This window comes from Acinetobacter pullicarnis (genome assembly GCF_006352475.1).
GTDB lineage: Bacteria > Pseudomonadota > Gammaproteobacteria > Pseudomonadales > Moraxellaceae > Acinetobacter > Acinetobacter pullicarnis.
On record NZ_VCMZ01000001.1, the window covers coordinates 201,619 to 219,979 of the forward strand.

12 protein-coding genes are annotated in these 18,361 nt (G+C 41.0%); 10 read left to right on the plus strand and 2 right to left on the minus strand.

The features are described from left to right. The first annotated feature begins 1 nt into the window (after position 1). The 3 genes from FD716_RS00880 to FD716_RS00890 all read left to right on the plus strand — a co-directional run bounded on the left by FD716_RS00880 (position 2) and on the right by FD716_RS00890 (position 5,009). Positions 2 to 2,590 (plus strand): CS1-pili formation C-terminal domain-containing protein, encoded by a 2,589-nt coding sequence (locus FD716_RS00880; RefSeq protein WP_139850536.1) that lies wholly within the window; start codon positions 2 to 4, stop codon positions 2,588 to 2,590. Further along, the gene (locus FD716_RS00885) at positions 2,590 to 4,215 is read left to right on the plus strand and encodes a hypothetical protein (protein ID WP_139850537.1); all 1,626 of its coding nucleotides are present in this window, start codon (positions 2,590 to 2,592) and stop codon (positions 4,213 to 4,215) included. Before FD716_RS00880 ends, FD716_RS00885 begins: the two co-directional genes overlap by 1 nt. A 116-nt stretch (positions 4,216 to 4,331) precedes the next feature. Next, positions 4,332 to 5,009 carry a fimbrial biogenesis chaperone gene (locus tag FD716_RS00890; RefSeq protein ID WP_139850538.1) on the plus strand — a complete coding sequence of 226 codons (678 nt, stop codon included), beginning with the start codon at positions 4,332 to 4,334 and terminating at the stop codon, positions 5,007 to 5,009. Positions 5,010 to 5,040: 31 nt separating this feature from the next. On the opposite strand, the gene pdxR is transcribed toward FD716_RS00890, so the two are convergent. Then, entirely contained in the window at positions 5,041 to 6,564 is a 1,524-nt protein-coding gene (gene pdxR, locus FD716_RS00895; RefSeq protein WP_139850539.1) for a MocR-like pyridoxine biosynthesis transcription factor PdxR, read from the minus strand. A gap of 117 nt (positions 6,565 to 6,681) precedes the next feature. Here pdxR and FD716_RS00900 point away from each other — a divergent pair, with 117 nt between their 5' ends. After that, positions 6,682 to 7,140 (plus strand): GNAT family N-acetyltransferase, encoded by a 459-nt coding sequence (locus FD716_RS00900; protein ID WP_139850540.1) that lies wholly within the window; start codon positions 6,682 to 6,684, stop codon positions 7,138 to 7,140. 205 nt (positions 7,141 to 7,345) lie between these two features. On the opposite strand, the gene FD716_RS00905 is transcribed toward FD716_RS00900, so the two are convergent. Next, positions 7,346 to 8,806 (minus strand): phosphate--AMP phosphotransferase, encoded by a 1,461-nt coding sequence (locus FD716_RS00905; RefSeq protein WP_139850541.1) that lies wholly within the window; start codon positions 8,804 to 8,806, stop codon positions 7,346 to 7,348. Between the two features lie 392 nt (positions 8,807 to 9,198). On the opposite strand from FD716_RS00905, the gene FD716_RS00910 reads away from it, so the two are divergent. The 6 genes from FD716_RS00910 to FD716_RS00935 all read left to right on the plus strand — a co-directional run bounded on the left by FD716_RS00910 (position 9,199) and on the right by FD716_RS00935 (position 18,177). Beyond that, positions 9,199 to 10,289, plus strand: a protein-coding gene (locus FD716_RS00910; RefSeq protein WP_088631513.1) for an IS4-like element ISAba1 family transposase whose coding sequence is annotated in 2 segments (ribosomal slippage) — positions 9,199 to 9,739 and positions 9,739 to 10,289 — 1,092 coding nt in all. Because the reading frame shifts where the segments join, the coding sequence is not laid out codon by codon here. A 691-nt stretch (positions 10,290 to 10,980) separates the two neighbouring features. Further along, positions 10,981 to 11,682: a TetR/AcrR family transcriptional regulator gene (locus tag FD716_RS00915; RefSeq protein WP_139850542.1), complete on the plus strand. Its 702-nt coding sequence runs from the start codon at positions 10,981 to 10,983 to the stop codon at positions 11,680 to 11,682. Between the two features lie 3 nt (positions 11,683 to 11,685). After that, the gene (locus tag FD716_RS00920; RefSeq protein WP_171476972.1) at positions 11,686 to 13,101 is read left to right on the plus strand and encodes an efflux transporter outer membrane subunit; all 1,416 of its coding nucleotides are present in this window, start codon (positions 11,686 to 11,688) and stop codon (positions 13,099 to 13,101) included. 63 nt (positions 13,102 to 13,164) lie between these two features. Then, positions 13,165 to 14,223 carry an HlyD family secretion protein gene (locus FD716_RS00925; protein ID WP_139850543.1) on the plus strand — a complete coding sequence of 353 codons (1,059 nt, stop codon included), beginning with the start codon at positions 13,165 to 13,167 and terminating at the stop codon, positions 14,221 to 14,223. Further along, positions 14,220 to 17,054 carry a ribosome-associated ATPase/putative transporter RbbA gene (gene rbbA, locus FD716_RS00930; RefSeq protein WP_139850544.1) on the plus strand — a complete coding sequence of 945 codons (2,835 nt, stop codon included), beginning with the start codon at positions 14,220 to 14,222 and terminating at the stop codon, positions 17,052 to 17,054. The genes FD716_RS00925 and rbbA overlap by 4 nt, the downstream gene beginning before the upstream one ends. 1 nt (position 17,055) lies before the next feature. After that, a complete protein-coding gene (locus FD716_RS00935; protein ID WP_139850545.1) occupies positions 17,056 to 18,177 on the plus strand; it encodes an ABC transporter permease in 1,122 nt (373 codons plus the stop codon). Positions 18,178 to 18,361: the final 184 nt, after the last annotated feature.

The following is an 18,361-nucleotide window of genomic DNA, read 5'->3' on the forward strand; positions in this document are numbered from 1 at the left end:
TATGAAAATATATAGATATTCAATAACACTGGGTATGGTGGGATTAATTGCTATACAAAGTGTTTATTCCGAAGAGGCTCCTCCACTTCGACGAATTGGAACTTTGGTGCTGCCGTCAGTATTAACCGGTGTTATGGAGAGTGGTCTTAGTATTCCTGTTTATTTGAAATATGATAAACAGCCATTAGATGCCAAAAGTAATCAGAAAATTGCAGATGCAGTTGTTTATCTTCGTGAGAATAAACTATATATCAGAGAAGTTAGTATTGCTGAGAATTTGCAAACGACTGAACTTACACAACAAACTAAGACATTGCTCGATGCAATTAGGGATAAAGAGCTTGATGAAAATCTAGTTTATTATGTTGCAAATAATGCATCATTGAAATTAGATTTAAAATCAATGTATCTAGAATTGTTGGTGGATGAGTCAGCAATCGGTACAAAAAAAATTGCAAGATCAGATGTTTTAGGTAGATCAACAGTTGATAAATTTTCATCTGTTTTAAGTTATCGTTTTGGGACATATTATAACGAGTACGATGGTCAAGGAAACTCTTCTAATTATCTCACTCTAAATAGTGTGTCATCTTTAAAAGAAAATCACTTTATATTAAATGCATCCGCCTATGGTATTGGAACAAATAATAGTGATTTTGAAGTGTATCGCGCGCTCTATGAGCGAGATCATAATGGATATCGATTTGCTGCTGGGATGATGGATACTTGGAGTATTCAGTCAATTGCCAGTTTGAATGGGATCAATACCAGTAAAATTTATGGGCTTTCCTACGGAAATTTAAGTAATACTGTTATTCAAAATACCAGTTTGTCCTTAACACCCATTAATGTGTTTTTACCGAGTGCGGGAACGGTACAGATTTATCGCGAAGGTCGATTACTGAGTATTCAGAATTTCCCTTTAGGGAGTCATGAAGTTGACACTTCAAATTTACCTTCTGGTTCTTATAGTGTTGACGTCAAGACTTTTGTTAATGGTGAGGAAATTAACTCTACTGTTGGGCATATTAATAAGTCATTTGATAATCGAAGCATGAATATAGGCAAAGTAAATTGGCAATTATTTGGTGGAATGCTGAAATATAATCAAACTGCTTTTAAAAATCCAAACCAACTAGAGACTGAGCTTAAAAATCGAGAAACAAATGGTTGGTTATTTGGAGTTGCTTTAAATAAGGATTATGCGTGGTTATCTGGAACATCATTCAGGTCGAGTATTTATGCTTTCACGAATGATGATAATAATGATCGAAATTTGGTTGCAGAACTCTCAACGAATGTTGCACTCACACCAGAGATTTTTGTTAATTGGCAGACTTTACTTGCAACAGATTCAACCTTTAAAAACACGTTAACTGCAAATTATAACTTACCCCAAGGTTATGGCAGTGTGTGGGGGTCGAGAGAATATACGACGATTGGTAATAAACTCGCAATTGAAAAGCGTGATTATTATAATTTAGGTGGTAGTTTAAATGTAAAGAAAATTTATGATAAGTTGGGTTACTTGTCCTTGAGCTACTCTAAAGATTTAGAGCGTAAAAATGACTTTGTATCGGCAGAATACAACCAAGATTTATTTAACTTTAAATATGCAACAGTAAGTTTTAGGGCGGGTTTACAACGTAATACATTTACGGATAGTTCGACTGGGGTAGATGGTAATAATGATTTTTATAGCACCCAGAAAAATAATGATAAATATGTTTATTTTGATGTTCGATTACCGCTGTCTAAATGGTTTTCTGCTGGCGTAAGCAGCCGGAATGACAATCTCTTAGCAACTGCGGCTTATAAACAAAGCTTTGATGGTGGTTTTATTCGAAACGTAGGGGTTGATATCTCCAAACCGATCAGCACTAGCGGAGAGAGCAGTGGCTCAAGGGATGCTTCTTTTTCTGGGTATGCAGGTTATGAGCATAAGTTTAATTCGGGATCATTATCAGCAAGTGCGAGTGGTAGTAATTACTCATTAAATTATACCAGCCAAGGCATCATTGCTTATGCAGAGAAAAAACTTGCTTTAAGTGCGACTAATCTTGAGTCAGGAGTAATGATTAATACTGGTTTAAAAGATAATGGCAAAATGTCAGCAGTCGTAAATGGGCAAGCTTACCAAATCTCAGGAAAACGTAGTTTTATCCCATTATCTCCATATAAGGAATACACCATTGAACTGGCGAATGATAAAAAATCTTTAGATAGCGTCAATATTGTAAGAGGTCGACACAATAAAATTACGCTCTATCCAGGCAATGTTTCAGTATTAAATCCTGAAATTCAACAAATGATCACCGTATTTGGGCGAATTTATTATCCATCTGGTGAGTTAGCGAGAAAAGTAAATATTAATAACCATATTGGTAAAACAGTGACGGATGAGAATGGCGAGTTTTCTTTGGATGTTGATAAGCGTTATCCAATATTAACTTTAATTGAAAACAATGGTGAATTGTGTGAGGCAGCATTGAAATTAAAGCCTTCAGACCGTGTAGTTTGGGTTGGTGATCTTCACTGTGAAATGAAGAAAACGAGTAGTCAGGTGAGTTTGTTGGAGGCAAGAAAATAATGTTAGATTATATTAAAAATAAGATCTTGGTGCTAACAGGCACATTACTGTTATCGAATTATAGCTTTGCATTATCTCCAGTGTCTGCTCCAGACTTATCGGTTTCTTATGTTCTTATTGAAAATAAGACTCGCAACGAATTTTTTATCATGTCAACGGGAGCGCAGTCTGGAAAGTTAATTGGAGCAAGTAAATTACCTACTTTTCCAAAACAACTACAGAATACTCTAGGCTATATGGGAAGTTTTGACCTAAGCAATAATGCTAGCAATAATGTGGACATCTGGCTTGATAATTCATTTGCCAGCACTCCATTTCTAGGTCTTACTTGTTTTCAAGGAGCTGGTTGTCCTATTCAAGGTTTTATCGGTGGGGTTCAAGATGCAAAAGGTGTATATAAGGCAAAAAGTGCCACCAGTATAAGTGGTGGTAACAATGGTGGTACCCGTGCTTTGGCGACACTCTCAAACAATGGCTATATAGGACTAAGTAAAGCACCGCTTGGGCGCCAACAAAGTACGACTTTGAATTGGTGCGTTACGAAAGAAGATTATGACCCTTCCAAAGCTGAACGTTGCGCAACAAGAAAGACTGGTACATGGCGTCAAATGAAATTTAACTATACTAAAACAGCGCACCTTACTATCGAGGAACTGAAAGGTTTTAGTGAGATTTGGGTATCGAGTGACGGTACGCCAACTTTGAATGATAGTAATGCACATTGTAAATTTGAGACGGTTACTCGAATAGATGGCATTAGGTGTCAGGCTTTCAAATATACATTTGAAAGCACAGAGAAGATGCCGTATGAGTACCGAATAACTTTTAATGCAGATCCGAATGTTTTAGGTTTTAGGCCATTGGGTCAAGATATTAGAATGTCAGTCAATAATAACTGGTTGGGTTTAGGTTTTGAGCGGTCACTTGAGGTATGGTTTCAGGGGTCTTCGGCGACGCCTACTGGGACGTTCGATGTATTTTTCTCAAAAGATTTTTTTAAGAAAGTCATTGATCATAACGGTAGCTTGACGGGTCCACAAAGCATCTTTTCTACTCAATTTTTGAATCAATACGTGCCCGAAACAGGGTATTATGATTATTCACCTGATAATCAGATTGATATTAAACCACGTGAGTATGGTTTAAGTATTCGACCTGAACCGGACAGTGAAGGATTGAAACTGGGCGATATTGGTTCCAATGCCCCGATTGATTTTAATTATAAAGTGACGGTATCAGGGCCACGAAACGCAGATAAAATTACGGCGCAAGTTTTGGGGGCGAGTGGCTCAAAGGATGGTCAGAACTATTGTGTTTTTAAGCCAATAGACAAACTTTATGATGTATTGATTCCGTCTTTTCTAAGCTATATGGATAAAAATAATCAGAGACTGAGTAAGCGAAGTAGCTGTGGTGACGCCCCTATTTCATTTCAAGATGCTATTTGGAATGAAGTACCTTGGGATGTAGCCAAAAGTTCTTTTTATTATACAACGATGTTGAAACTTTCCTTTCCAATGAATGATAAGGTGTCTCAGCTGACTCAAGCGAATAAAACTTGGGAAGGACAGGTCTATGCTGAAGGTACTGTTAAGATAAAAGCGGAGTGGCTTGGTGTGCCTTAAGTTTATTTACTCAGTTTTTTCGGGTCGAGCTCTGAGTGATGTATTGGAGATTGCAGCGGGCTGAAATTTGGAATAAGAATAAATGCTATTCAATAAATACATAGTCGGGGGTTGAGATGTTTGAACGGGTGTTGCTGATGGTGCTTTTATTTCTCACATCTTCTGCACAGGCAATTTCTGTTTCATCTTATATTTATGAAATGGAAGCGAATGAAGAATTTATTGCAAAATCAGTGACCAATGATACGGCTGAATTTAATACTTATAGGGTTAGTGTATTTAAAATTGATCGCCCAGGTTCGGGGGGGGAAAATATACTTTATCAAAAAGACCGTGAGTTGATCTTTGCACCTTTATTCTTAAATATTCCAGCTGGTCAAACCGATTATTTTAAGCTGTTGTACATTGGCCCCAAAGATGATCAAGAGCGTTATTATCGTGTCGATTTTTTGGAAAGTAAGATGGGCAGAATTGAAGATGTAAAAGAGGGCGATGCTCAATCTGTCTTTGTTCCATCAATTTCATTTAGCACAATTTTTATTGTGCGTCCGCGCAAGCAAAACTTAAAGTATGATTTAAATGAGCAGCAAGGTTATTTAAAGAATATCGGAAATACCACCTTTCGCTTAATTGTTTCGCAAGGATGTGATGGCTCAGATGAGGATGCAATTCAATTTTATATGTTACCTGGCGAAGAATATCGCAATGAGAGTTTAAAGGGCGAAAACAAAAAATTTATCGTGGCCAATAAAAAATATATGCCAATTGGCAGTACCTGCAAAGAAGGAAAATAATTGCGCGTGCTGATCATTTTAGAGTGAAGCGTTATATTGAAGATAACGAAACGGTATTTTGAGATGAGCGATGATCAGCAGTTTTCAATAGTTCCTGAGCAAGTATCTGAATCCCTTGTTGAATTTCAGATGGCGTATGTGCCGCAAAACCAAACAGAATCCCAGGTTTTGAAATAGGATTCTGGCAGTAACGCGATAAAGGTTGTGCCCCAATACCAAGCTGTCTACATTTTTCAATCATCTCCTTTTCCACCCAAGGTGCTGCTAAGTAACATAGTAGATGTATACCTGAGTCGGAGGGGACAAGCTGGAAATGCTTGGGCAGATCGTGTTGTATCGCAGCAATCAAGCTTTGTTGTCGTTCATCACAGGCTTTACGGACGCGTCTGACATGCCGTGCATAGTGCCCTTCAGCAATAAACATCGCCAAAGTCGCTTGTTCTAAATAGGCATTGCTGCTGTCTGCATAGTGTTTTGCCAATTTAAATGCTTGGGTTAATGTTGGCGGGAGAACTAAAAACCCCAGTCGCAATTCGGGGAACATCATCTTAGAGAAGGTACCCGCATAAATAACCCGCTGGGTGGTATCTAAGCCTTGTAGTGCTTGGATTGGCCGTGATTTATATCTGAATTCACTGTTGTAATCGTCTTCAAAAATCCATGCTTGATTTTCAGTTGCCCAATCGAGCAATGCCAGCCGACGGCTTAAACTCAGTGTTCCACCCAGTGGAAACTGATGTGATGGCGCTGTGAAAATCATCTTGGCATTCGGCCAATGCTGAATACCATAAGCGATGTCCATGCCTTCTTGATCACTCACAACGGGTCGAACTTTGGCACCCATTGCTGTAAATGCACCGAGTGCACCATCATAACCAGGTTCATCTAACCAGACTTCATCTCCTTGTTTTAAGAGAACTTGAGCCGTGAGATTAATGGCCTGTTGCGTCCCATGAGTAATTAAAATATGTTCTGCTGTGCAATGCAGGCCGCGTGTGGCACTGGCATAGGCTGCAATTGCTTGTCTGAGTGGTAGGAATCCCATGGGATCATTTGAATGCGAAGTCTGTTGGGGGTAGTATCGCCATGCTCTGCTTAATAGTCGTCCCCAAAGGGCATGCGGGAATAAATCGGTACAGCCAATACCAATACTAAACAGTTGATCTTTGCCAATCGCAGCGGCACTTTTGTCCCAAACAGGCTGTAGCCGCTGCACACTTGTACTGACGTCAACCGGAATTGTGGTTTCAGCTAAGGTTTGGATAGAAGATGACTTTTCAACGTGAATGAGTTGATCGGGACGCGTGGTGCTGACATAGGTGCCAGAACCTTGTTTTGTAAACAGATAACCTTCATCGATTAAGCGTTCAATGCCAGCAAGCACTGAATTTCTGGAAATTGACATCAGGCTTGAAAAGCTTCTACTGGAAGGCAGTTTACTTCCAGGGGCAAGCTCACCTTTTAAAATCATTTTTTTTAGTGAGAAATAGAATTGGTCTTTAATTTTCCCCGGTTGCAGGAGGAGATGCGGAAAAGTCGCCGTGTTGTTTTTCATATAAAGTGGTACTTAAAAAAAGATAAAAACTGTCCCTTATATGGAATCACTTTCAACCCTATGATGCAAGTCAAGTTCTCCATTTTCATATTCTTGCCCCAATTCAAAGAGGTTGCGATGCATCAAAATCAACATATTGTTTCAGTGAGCCCTGTACAAGTGCAGGATTATCAGCAGTGGTTGGCCTACTGGCTTGCCTATCAAGAATTTTATCAAGTGCAACTGTCAGAGCAGACCACATTAAAAACTTGGGCACGTTTTTTTGATCAAAACATAAAAATACATGCGGCTGTGGCACGTGAAAATCACCAGATTTTAGGTTTTGTACATTATGTATTTCATGATTCGACTTGGGCGATCAATGAATATTGTTATTTAGAAGATTTATTTGTTGCACCTGAAGCAAGAGGCAAACAGGTTGCAAAACAATTGATCGAATATGTGCAGCAGCAAGCGCAAAGCCGTCAATGCGCACGTTTATATTGGCATACTCAAGAAAGTAATCTCACGGCACAACGACTCTATGATTGGGTTGCGGAAAAGCCTGGCGTAATTGAATATCGGATGCCGCTTTAAGTTTTAGTGGGGGCGAGTAATGGTGTTCAGTGCCAAGCTTCGTATGAGACGATATGTATCAAGCTTTAGGTGAATCACGCGACCAAGGCTTTCGGCTCCACGTGGAAACACCCAAAATCCGGATGTGATTTTGGGTGTTTTTTTGGTGGGATGGTTTTTAGTAAAAAGTGAGCTTTAGTAAACCCTATTGGATGACTGCTCTGAGTTACTCAGCCAAGCGTGCTAAGATTTTTTCCATAATCTGAATGCGCGCGGTATATTTATCATCTGTTGCGATAATATGCCACGGTGCAGCAGGGGTACTGGTCAATTCAAACATCTCAGATGCAGCGACCAAGTACTCGTCCCATTTTTCACGATTACGCCAATCTTCTTCGGTGATTTTAAAATACTTTTGTGGCGTGGTTTCACGATACTGAAAGCGTTTCAGTTGTTCCTCTTTGGAAATGGACAACCAAAATTTGAGAATAATTGTGTTGTGGCGGGTGAGACTATTTTCGAATTGATTGATCTCATGATAGGAACTTTGCCATGCAGTGGGTGAAATCAGTTGCTCAACGCGTTCGACCAAGACACGCCCATACCAACTGCGGTCAAAAATAGGTATTGCACCATCTGCGGTGAGTTTATTGCCAAAGCGCCACAAGTAGGTGTGTTGTCGTTCAAAGGGTTCTGGGGCGGAAATACTATGAATATGATATTCACGCGGATCTAAATATTTAATAATCCGTTTAATTGCACCGCCTTTACCCGCAGCATCCATCCCTTCAAACAATAAAATAATTTGTCTGGGTTCATAACGCAGTGCATGCGCGACTTTTTTCTCTAGCTTCTTAATGATTTTTTTATAGTCTTTTTTTGCAATAGCTGTCGTTGCTGGCTGCAACAATGCTGGATGTAGTGGAGCTGCTGATGCATTGACAGCTTGTGGAGCAAGTTCTAATACATCAGTGCTCAGGGGGTGTATCTTGCTGGCATTTTTAAGCGCTTTTAAGATTTCTTGGGCAAATTGATAATTCCGTAGTTTTTCATTTTCACCGTCAATAATGGTCCAGTCTTCTGTAAAGCGCTGACGAATATTTTGAATATTGTCATAGAGTTTTTTATTACGCCAATTGGATACGGGGAAATTATCCCATGAAAAATCAGGGACACGCTGTAAGGCTTTGGCCAAGTCCAAATGACGAATCCGCTTTTGCGTGGTCGCCAAAGACAGGTCAAACCAAATTTTTACGATATCGACATTATTGTTTTGTAGATAGGCTTCGAATTGCTGCATTTCAGCCAGATAGCGTTTAAATTCAGGCTCTGAAATCGGTTCTTGACCATATAAAACCGAGGCCAAAAGATCGGTATACCAGTTGCCAAAGAACAGCATGATCTGCCCATGACTGGGCATATGGGGCAGATAGGATTGCCAAAATAATTTTTTAGAATTGATTTCGTTGGGAATGTCGGCTTTGACATACAGGTAGCGCGGATCCATCCATTCACGTAATTGTTTGATTGCTTCACTTTTTCCAGCGAACTCTATGCCGCCAACCAATACCAAAACGCTGCGTGCATTAGCATGGCCACGGGTATTTTTAAGCGCATATTGGGCTTCGATTAAATCCAGTGACAATTGATCTGTATCAAATTTTATCGCTGACTTATTTTTTTTCATAGATATTCCACAGGCAAGACAACGAAAATAGCGCAATCACTTTGGCTGAGATGGCGCAAGCTTCATGGTAAACCGAATTTTTGATCGCAAGCGTTATGCGAAAAAATGAGTTTAAAATAAAATTTTGATTAAAACATTAAATTAACTCTAATATAAAATACTGTAATTTGGAATAAATAATAATGAATATTTTATTTTGTGATAAGAGTAAATACTCTAAATTATATAGGGTGGTTTTAGTTTAAATTTATTTTTTGGAGGTTTAGGTTAAGAGTAAAAACTCTAATTTAAACTCGATTTCTGCTTTTTTATAAAATTAATCTCTGTACACGACAAAAATAGATAACTCATTGAAATAATGTCATAATAATTGTTTTCTAACGACGAATACTATGACACATCTCAATGAGTTATATCTTATCTTAAACAAATATCTAAAATGGAACAAGTCACATTTAAAGTGCTTTGCGCTCATCATGCTTGTGATTATTTTAAAGCAAACATGTAATCTTTCTTCTGCATCTAAAGCCTTGCCCATCAAGTGCTTACCACAATCATTTTATCGACGTATGCAGCGCTTCTTTGCAGGTCAGTATTTTGATTATCGTCAAATTTCTCAGTTGATTTTCAATATGTTTTCATTCGACCAAGTGCAACTGACTTTAGATAGAACCAATTGGAAATGGGGAAAACGAAATATTAATATCCTGATGCTCGCAATCGTTTATCGTGGAATAGCGATACCTATCCTTTGGACATTGCTTAATAAACGTGGAAATTCAGATACGAAAGAGCGTATTGCTTTGATTCAACGCTTTATAGCCATTTTTGGTAAAGACCGTATTGTGAATGTGTTCGCAGACAGAGAGTTTATCGGTGAGCAGTGGTTTACATGGTTAATTGAACAAGACATCAACTTCTGCATTCGTGTTAAAAAAACTTCATTGTCACCAATCATTTAGGAAAGAATCATAAAATTAGTGATTTATTTCGCCATCTTAAAGTTGGTCAAATTGAATGTCGTAAACGACGGATTTTGGTTGGTCGGGTGAAACTATATATAAGTGCACTACAGTTAGAAAATGGAGAGCTTTTACTCGTCGTTTCTCCTCAGTTTAATGCCAATGCTATTCAGGATTATGCATTACGCTGGGAAATTGAAACCTTATTCAGTTGTCTCAAAGGACGCGGGTTTAATCTTGAAAATACGCGCTTGACAGACCCTAGACGAGTGAAAAAATTGATTGCGGTGTTAGCTATAAGCTTCTGTTGGTGTTACTTAACGGGTGAATGGCAACATGATCAAAAAAAAGTGATAAAAATAAAGAAGCATGGACGACTCTCAATGAGTTTATTTCGCTATGGTTTAGACTATGTTCAAATGGCGATTCAGCGTTTAATTGGTTTTGGGAAAAAAGAAGAGTTTAAGGAAATTTTGGCAATTTTAAGAAGGCAGAACCCTGATAGGATAAGGGTTCTGTGAAATTTGTCGTGTACAGAGAAAATTAATATTTAAAATAGGTGAAAATATTAATTTTGATAATAAAGTAGAGTATTTGCTCAAATATTCGGTGTTTTATTTGCCATATTTTTTGCTCAATGAGATTGTAAATTTACCTCAAAACATGCTGTTTTATTTTTCAATGAACTGGCTTTTTAGTGAGTTCTATGCTGAATTTATGAAGATGAAAATACAGAAATGTTTAAAATAAAAGACTGATAAATATCCTTATATAATATTTTATTGCTATTTGTGCTGTTATTTTGCGCGGGTTCCTGCTGTTTTTGGTGCTGAAGTCGAGTTGAGGCGTAACCATTTTAAAAAGCAGATTCTTATCTGCCATGTACTTTGCTTGATTTTTAAATTATTTGGTATTGGTTGTTATTATGTTTAATTAACAAAAAGTACATCACATTTAAATCTGAGGGCTTTACTTGGTTTTATCTTTATTTCTATTAACTATTTTAAAAAGAAAAGTGTAATGCTTGTTTAGTTGTTTTTTATTAAGAGCCTTTATTTTAAATGCTTTTAAAAATATTATATTTTTCTGTGTACGGATGAGTTTAAAATAATGTCTTAAAATATTTTGACCATAAAGTAAAAACTAGATATGTTGAATTAAAATAAACATGTTGAATGCCCAGTTTTATAAATTTGTTGAGGGGAAAATACAATGAGTAGTCACGTACAACTCACTCAAACAACGAGCGAGATGATAAAAGTGATGCTTGAACCAAAAGATACTCAGATTCAGTCCACTGTGCTTGAGTCAAATCAGCAAATCATCCAACACACTATTTTATTGCTTGCTGAAGGTGGTATGCAGGCGGCAACTTTGCAGGCTGTTGCGGATCGTATTGGTCTGAGTCGCGGATTTGTGACGCGTCGTTATGCTTCAAAAGAACAACTTTTTATTCAGGTATTGGATTATTTGAAGGATTGGTTTAACCAGATTGTTGCCGACGCTACGTATCGCCAACATGGGGTGACTGCGATTGAGAGCTTAATTAAATCACTTGCGGATCAGAGCTTTGAACATAGCGCTAAGTTTAAAGCTTATTTTTGGTTGTGTTGTTTTGGGCAGGGAGCGAACCGCCAGTTAAATCGTCATTTGATGGCAGCGCGTAAAGGCTTGGCTGCGATTTATAAGCAGTGGTTAAAAGAAGCCTTGGTATTGGAAGAAATTGCACGCAATGCCGATTTGGAAATGATGGCTGACTTGATGATGAGTTCAGTGATTGGGCTGGTACATAGCTGGATGATCAATCCAAAATTTAATTTAGAGCTGCGCTTAAGGCAGCTTGCTGAAATTCATATTCGCAATATGTTTAAAAATTCACATTTATATTATTCAACCAATTATTGGGGAGAATAGGGCTTGTCGGTTCTAACTATTCAAAAAAATATTTATCTACTCGGTGCGGTGGTCAGCTTGGTTGGATGTCAACAGTTACAACCACATGCTGCGCCCGAAGTGGCTTTAGCCAATACTTACCAATATGCTCAATCGACTGAGGCACAACGACTCAGTTGGCAAGATTATCTCAATGATCCCGTGCTTGAACAATTGATTCAACAGGCGTTAAGCAATAATCATGATTTAAAAATTGCCAGTCTACGCATTGCTGAAGCGCAAGCTGTCTATGGGATTCAGCGCTCACAATTGTTCCCAACGATTGGGGCAGATGCCAGCGGACAGCGCAACCGTGTGCCAAGTGATCTTTCTTATACACGACAAGCCGTATTGAATGATCAATATCAGATTGGGATGGGCATGAGTCAGTGGGAGCTGGACTTGTGGGGGCGGATTCGCAGTTTAAATCAATCGGCTTTGCAGGGCTTTTTTGCCACGCAATGGAACCAAGTTGCGGTACGCAATAGCATTATTCAGCAAGTGGCACAAAACTATTTAACGCTTGCAGAACTTGAAAAGCGGATTGAATTTGCCGAACGCTCTGTACAGAACTATCAAAATTCAGTGCGTATTTTTAAACGTCGCTATGATGTCGGAGCCGGTTCGAAGGTTGAATATACCCAAGCACTGACCTTGCTCAGTCAAGGTCAAGCGTTGTTGGCACAGCTCCACAAAGCACGCGATATGAATCGAAATTATTTGGTGCAATTGCTAGGAGCACCCACGCAACTCAAAGTGCCGGGTCTAGACCAAGTTGCATTTAAAAGTAATGCCCTACAAGCAGGATTGCCTTCAGAACTGTTGCTGAATCGCCCAGATATTGCCGCGATGGAAGCCAAGCTCCAAGCCCAGCATGCCAATATTTATGCAGCACGTGCTGCTTTTTTTCCACGGATTGCATTGACAGCAAGTTATGGCAGTGCCAGTGCAGATTTGGATGGTTTGTTTAAGGCAGGCAGTCATGCATGGGCCTTTGCACCGAGTATTTCGATTCCAATTTTTACTGCGGGCCGTTTAAAAAGTTTGGTGACGGTGGCAGAAGTTCGCACCGATATTGCTGTGGCTGAATATGAAAAAACCGTCCAAAACGCCTTTCGTGAAGTCTCCGATGCCTTGGCGGAACGCCAGTGGCTCACCCAACAATTACAGATTCAACGGGCGGGCTTAGATGCCTTTAATGAACGTGCGCGTTTGGCTGAATTGCGTTTTGACAGCGGTGCCGTGAGTTATTTAGAAGTACTTGATGCCCAGCGCAGCTTATTACAAGCAGAACAACAGTGGATTGAAACTCAAAGTGCGCTGATGAAGTCTTATGTGACACTTTATGTGGCTTTGGGGGGTGACCATCCAGCACAGCCAATTGCAGCCGCAGCACGATAAGTCCGCATTCACATTCAAATGAAAAATCAAATTTAAGTAATCGATCAGATTTAGGGTTAAACGATGAATATTAAAAAGCTCTCTCTTTGGGGTGCAGTGGTGGTTGCTGCGCTCCTTGCGCTATTGGCATGGCGTTATTTTAGTCAAGTGCCGACAGATGGTTTAGTCAGTGGCAATGGACGGATTGAAGCCACCGAAATTAATGTGGCGAGTAAGTTGCCGGGGCAGATTGATGAGATTTTGGTGAAAGAGGGCGATTTTGTTGAGGCAGGTCAGGTCTTGGCAAAAATTAAAATTTCGACTTTAGAGGCACAGCTTCGTGAAGCTGAAGCACAACAGCGTCAGGCGAAAACCGGCATATTGACTGCCGACGCACAAATTTCGATGCGTGAAAGTGACAAAGCAGCTGCACTGGCGGTGGTGGATCAGCGTGAAACTGAATTATTTGCTGCGAAACGTCGTGTAGCCAGAACTGAAGTTTTGGCCAAAGAAGGTGCTGCATCGAAGCAACAGTTAGACGATGAACGTGCGGATGTACAGCGCGTCACTGCTGCGGTGAGTGCTGCCAAAGCACAAGTCGCCAGTGCAGAAGCTGCCGTGGTTGCAGCAAAAACCCAAGTGATTAGCGTGGGTTCACAGGTTGAAGCGATTCAAGCCACGATTGAACGGATTAAATTTGATATTGAAGATGGTCAACTCAAAGCACCGTTAAAAGCACGGGTGCAGTACCGTGTTGCACAGCCGGGCGAAATTTTAGCCAGCGGTGGGCGGGTGTTAAATTTAATTGATTTGTCTGATGTGTATATGACCTTCTTCTTGCCAGAAACCGTGGCAGGTCAAGTTGCGATTGGCTCTGAGGTTCGTATTGTGCTGGATGCCGCCAATCAAATCGTGATTCCAGCCAAAGTGTCATATGTAGCAGACACCGCGCAATTCACACCAAAATCGGTTGAGACTCAAAGTGAACGACAAAAACTGATGTTCCGGGTCAAAGCCAAAATTGATCCGACCCTGTTGAATAAAAATATTACCCAAGTCAAAACCGGCTTACCCGGTATGGCCTACCTCAAATTGGACGACAAAGCGGCATGGCCTGCTTTCTTGGAAAATAAGGTTAAATGATGAAACAACAGTCTGAATTTAGCTCAGGCGCGATTGTTGCCAAGGTTGAACAGGTCAGTCTGCATTATGCCAAGACACAAGCACTGAACAATATCAGCTTGACCTTGCCAGCAGGTTGCATGATTGGCTTAATCGGGCCCGATGGTGTGGGTAAGTCCAGTCTATTAAGCTTGCTTGCAGGCGCGCGCGTGGTGCAGTCCGGTACGGTCACAGTATTGGGCGGTGACATTGCCAATGCCAAACATCGTACCCAAATTTGTCCACGTATTGCCTTTATGCCGCAAGGTTTGGGAAAAAATCTATATAAAACCTTGTCGGTTGAAGAGAATCTACAGTTTTTTGCGCGGCTGTTTGGGCATGATGCCAAAGAACGACGACTGCGTATTGATGACCTCACCAAGAGCACCGGGTTATATGACTTTTTAGCGCGTCCTGCTGGGAAGTTGTCTGGTGGTATGAAACAAAAACTCAGCCTGTGCTGTGCGCTGATTCATGATCCAGATTTTCTGATTTTAGACGAGCCGACCACTGGGGTAGACCCATTGGCGCGGGCACAGTTCTGGGAATTGATCAATCGGATTCGAGTGCTGCGACCGAGCATGAGTGTGATTGTTGCAACCGCCTATATGGATGAAGCGCAAGGTTTTGATTGGTTGGCCATGATGGATGATGGTCAAATTTTAAAAACTGGCACACCACATGAATTACTGGCATTGACGCATAGTGACAATTTAGAAGATGCGTTCATCAAGTTGCTGCCTGAAGAAAAGAAACAGGGCTATTTACCGGTTGTGATTCCGCCATTACAAATCGATCCATCTGCCAAATATGCGATTGAAGCACAAGGTTTAACGGTACGCTTTGGCGATTTTACTGCGGTAGATCACGTCGATTTTCAGATTCGTCGTGGTGAAATTTTTGGTTTTTTAGGCTCCAATGGCTGTGGTAAATCCACCACCATGAAAGTATTGACGGGTTTGTTGCCAGCATCCGAAGGCCAAGCGTGGTTATTTGGACAAGCGGTTGAAGGCAATCATATTGAAACCCGCCGCCGTGTTGGCTATATGTCACAGGCTTTTTCGCTGTATAACGAACTGAGTATTTTACAGAACTTGGTGCTGCATGCGCGCTTGTTCCATGTGCCAGAAGATCAAATGCAGGCACGGGTTGATCGTATGTTGCAGCAGTTTGATCTGGTTGAGGTCAAAGACAGTATGCCAGAGGCTTTACCTTTGGGCATGCGTCAGCGTTTGTCCTTGGCAGTGGCCTTGGTGCATCAACCTGAAATTTTAATTTTAGATGAACCGACTTCTGGGGTCGATCCGATTGCTCGGGATGGCTTTTGGCGTTACTTGGTGCATTTGTCACGCAATGAAGGGGTGACGATTTTTATTTCGACCCACTTTATGAATGAAGCCATGCGCTGTGATCGAATGTCGATGATGCACGCTGGTCGAGTGCTCGACAGTGCCGCACCAAGCCAACTGATTAAAAACCGCGGTGCTGCCAACCTTGAAGAAGCTTTTATTGGTTATTTAATTGATGCCGGGGCGGGTACAAAAAGTCCTGAGCCTGATTCTGAATCTAAGCCTGAACTTGAATCTGAAGCTACGAGCACAAGTACGCTTGCTGAAAATACGACAGTGAACGTAACAGCTGAAGCGACAGAAGTGAGCACGGTGACTTCGCATGGCAAGATTAAAGATTCATTTAGTTTTCAGCGACTCTTGAGTTATGCATGGCGTGAATCTTTAGAGTTGGCACGCGATCCAGTACGGGCTACCTTGGCCTTATTGGGTTCGATTATTTTACTGTTTGTGATTGGCTTCGGGATTACTCTCGATGTTGAGGATTTGACCTACGCAGTGCTCGATCGCGATCAAACCACGCTTAGTCAAGACTATCGGATGAACTTGGCAGGTTCGCGTTACTTTATTGAAAAACCACCCATACAGAGTTATGAAGAACTTGATCAACGCATGCGTCAAGGTGATATTGCTTTAGCGATTGAGATTCCACCGGGCTTTGCTCAGAAAGCATCACGCGGTGAAAACGTTAAGATCGGTGCATGGATTGATGGGGCAATGCCATCTCGTGCAGAAACCATCCGTGGCTATGTACAAGGGCTGCATCTGCAATGGATGATGCAACAATATCAAAGCCGTGCGGGACAAAGTTTTACTACACCGGTCACAGTGGAAACCCGTTTTCGCTATAACCCCGATATTCGGAGTTTGCCTGCCATGGTCCCAGCAATTGTGCCGTTATTGCTGTTGCTGATTCCGGCGATGTTGACCGCATTGTCAGTGGTGCGTGAAAAAGAACTCGGTTCAATCGTCAATTTATATGTGACTCCCGTGAAGCGCAGCGAGTTTTTATTGGGCAAACAATTGCCCTATATCGTGCTGGCAATGCTGAACTATTTGCTGATGTGTCTGGTGGTGGTCACCCTGTTTGATGTGCCAATTAAAGGCAGCTTTTTGACCTTAACCACAGCGGTATTCTTGTTTGTGATTATTTCAACGGGCTTTGGTTTATTGGCATCGTCCGTCACCAAAAGTCAGATTGCAGCGATGTTCTTTGTGATGATTGGTACGCTGATTCCTGTATTGCAATACTCAGGTCTGATTGATCCTGTCTCTTCACTAGAAGGCTTCGGTCATTGGTTTGGCAGTATTTATCCTGCAACCCACATGGTCAATATCAGTCGTGGTGTATTTAACAAAGCGCTTAGTTTCGAGGACTTACGTCAGTCGATTGCAATGCTGGCACTGACAGTTCCCGTGGTGATGTTGTTGGCGATTTCTTTGCTAAAAAAACAGGAGCAATAAGATGGATAAATTACAGAACATCTTTCGGCTCGGTTGCAAAGAGTTATGGAGCCTGTGGCGTGATCCGATGATGCTATTGCTGATCACCTATACTTTTACCATGTCGATTTATACTGGCTCATCATCTTTGCCTGAAAGTTTAAACAATGCTCCGATTGCGATTGTCGATGAGGACCGTTCGATTTTATCGGAGCGCATCACCTCGGCATTTTATCCGCCGTTGTTTGCACCGAGAATGATTGCGTTAGACCAAATGGATGCTGGGATGGATGCGGGGCAGTATAGCTTTAGCATGAATATTCCATCTCGTTTTCAAGAGGATGTCTTGGCAGGTCGACCTGCTGCAATTCAACTTAATGTGGATGCAACGCGGGTGACTCAAGCCCTATCGGGCAGTGGCTATGTACAACAAATTATTCTAAGTGAAGTCAATGAATATGCACAGCATCACCGCAGTGCAATGGCTTTTCCTGTCGACTTAGAATTGCGTGCACGTTTTAATCCGACCCTTGATCGGCAATGGTTTGGTAGTCTGATGCAAGTGATTAATAACGTCACCATGTTATCGATTATTTTAACGGGTGCTGCACTGATTCGAGAGCGTGAACATGGCACGGTTGAACATTTGTTGGTGATGCCAGTCAGTGTTTTTGAAATTATGATGGCCAAGGTTTGGTCGATGGGCTTGGTGGTGTTACTGGCTTCATTTACCTCGATCCATCTGGTGGTGATGGGGCTGATGCAGGTGCCGATTGATGGCAGTTTGTGGCTATTCTTTATGGGCGCTGCATTGTCTTTGTTTGCGACCACCTCATTGGGGATTTATTTGGCGACCGTGGCCAAGTCGATGCCACAATTTGGTTTGCTGATGATGTTGGTGCTGATTCCTTTACAAATGCTTTCAGGCGGCATGACACCTCGTGAAAGTATGCCAAGTTTAGTGCAGAACATTATGCAAATTGCGCCAACCACTCATTTTGTCAATTTGGCTCAGGCGGTATTGTACCGTGATGCTGGCTTTGGCACGGTGTGGCCATCCTTTTTGGCGCTGTTTAGTATTGGTTGTGTGTTGTTCTATTTTGCGTTAAAACGTTTTAAAGAGACAATTCATACCATGGCTTAAGTGTTGATATAAATTGAATTTTAATTTGATTAAATCGGCATGAGCCCGTTATTGCTGTGTTGAAGAAGGCACAACAAGTATTGAATAGCCAACCAAGTTAAGTAATTTGGTTGGCTAAACTGCAATAAAATTACGTCATTATTATTTTAATTCGTTAAAATTTAACCACTCTTTTTTATATCGG

What these genes read in the sequence shown, in the direction of transcription:
- rbbA (WP_139850544.1), top strand. Translation starts at nt 14,220, where the DNA reads ATGATGAAACAACAGTCTGAATTTAGCTCAGGCGCGATTGTTGCCAAG.
- FD716_RS00935 (WP_139850545.1), top strand. Translation starts at nt 17,056, where the DNA reads ATGGATAAATTACAGAACATCTTTCGGCTCGGTTGCAAAGAGTTATGG.
- FD716_RS00915 (WP_139850542.1), top strand. Translation starts at nt 10,981, where the DNA reads ATGAGTAGTCACGTACAACTCACTCAAACAACGAGCGAGATGATAAAA.
- FD716_RS00900 (WP_139850540.1), top strand. Translation starts at nt 6,682, where the DNA reads ATGCATCAAAATCAACATATTGTTTCAGTGAGCCCTGTACAAGTGCAG.
- FD716_RS00885 (WP_139850537.1), top strand. Translation starts at nt 2,590, where the DNA reads ATGTTAGATTATATTAAAAATAAGATCTTGGTGCTAACAGGCACATTA.
- pdxR (WP_139850539.1), bottom strand. Translation starts at nt 6,564, where the DNA reads ATGAAAAACAACACGGCGACTTTTCCGCATCTCCTCCTGCAACCGGGG.
- FD716_RS00890 (WP_139850538.1), top strand. Translation starts at nt 4,332, where the DNA reads ATGTTTGAACGGGTGTTGCTGATGGTGCTTTTATTTCTCACATCTTCT.
- FD716_RS00925 (WP_139850543.1), top strand. Translation starts at nt 13,165, where the DNA reads ATGAATATTAAAAAGCTCTCTCTTTGGGGTGCAGTGGTGGTTGCTGCG.
- FD716_RS00880 (WP_139850536.1), top strand. Translation starts at nt 2, where the DNA reads ATGAAAATATATAGATATTCAATAACACTGGGTATGGTGGGATTAATT.
- FD716_RS00905 (WP_139850541.1), bottom strand. Translation starts at nt 8,806, where the DNA reads ATGAAAAAAAATAAGTCAGCGATAAAATTTGATACAGATCAATTGTCA.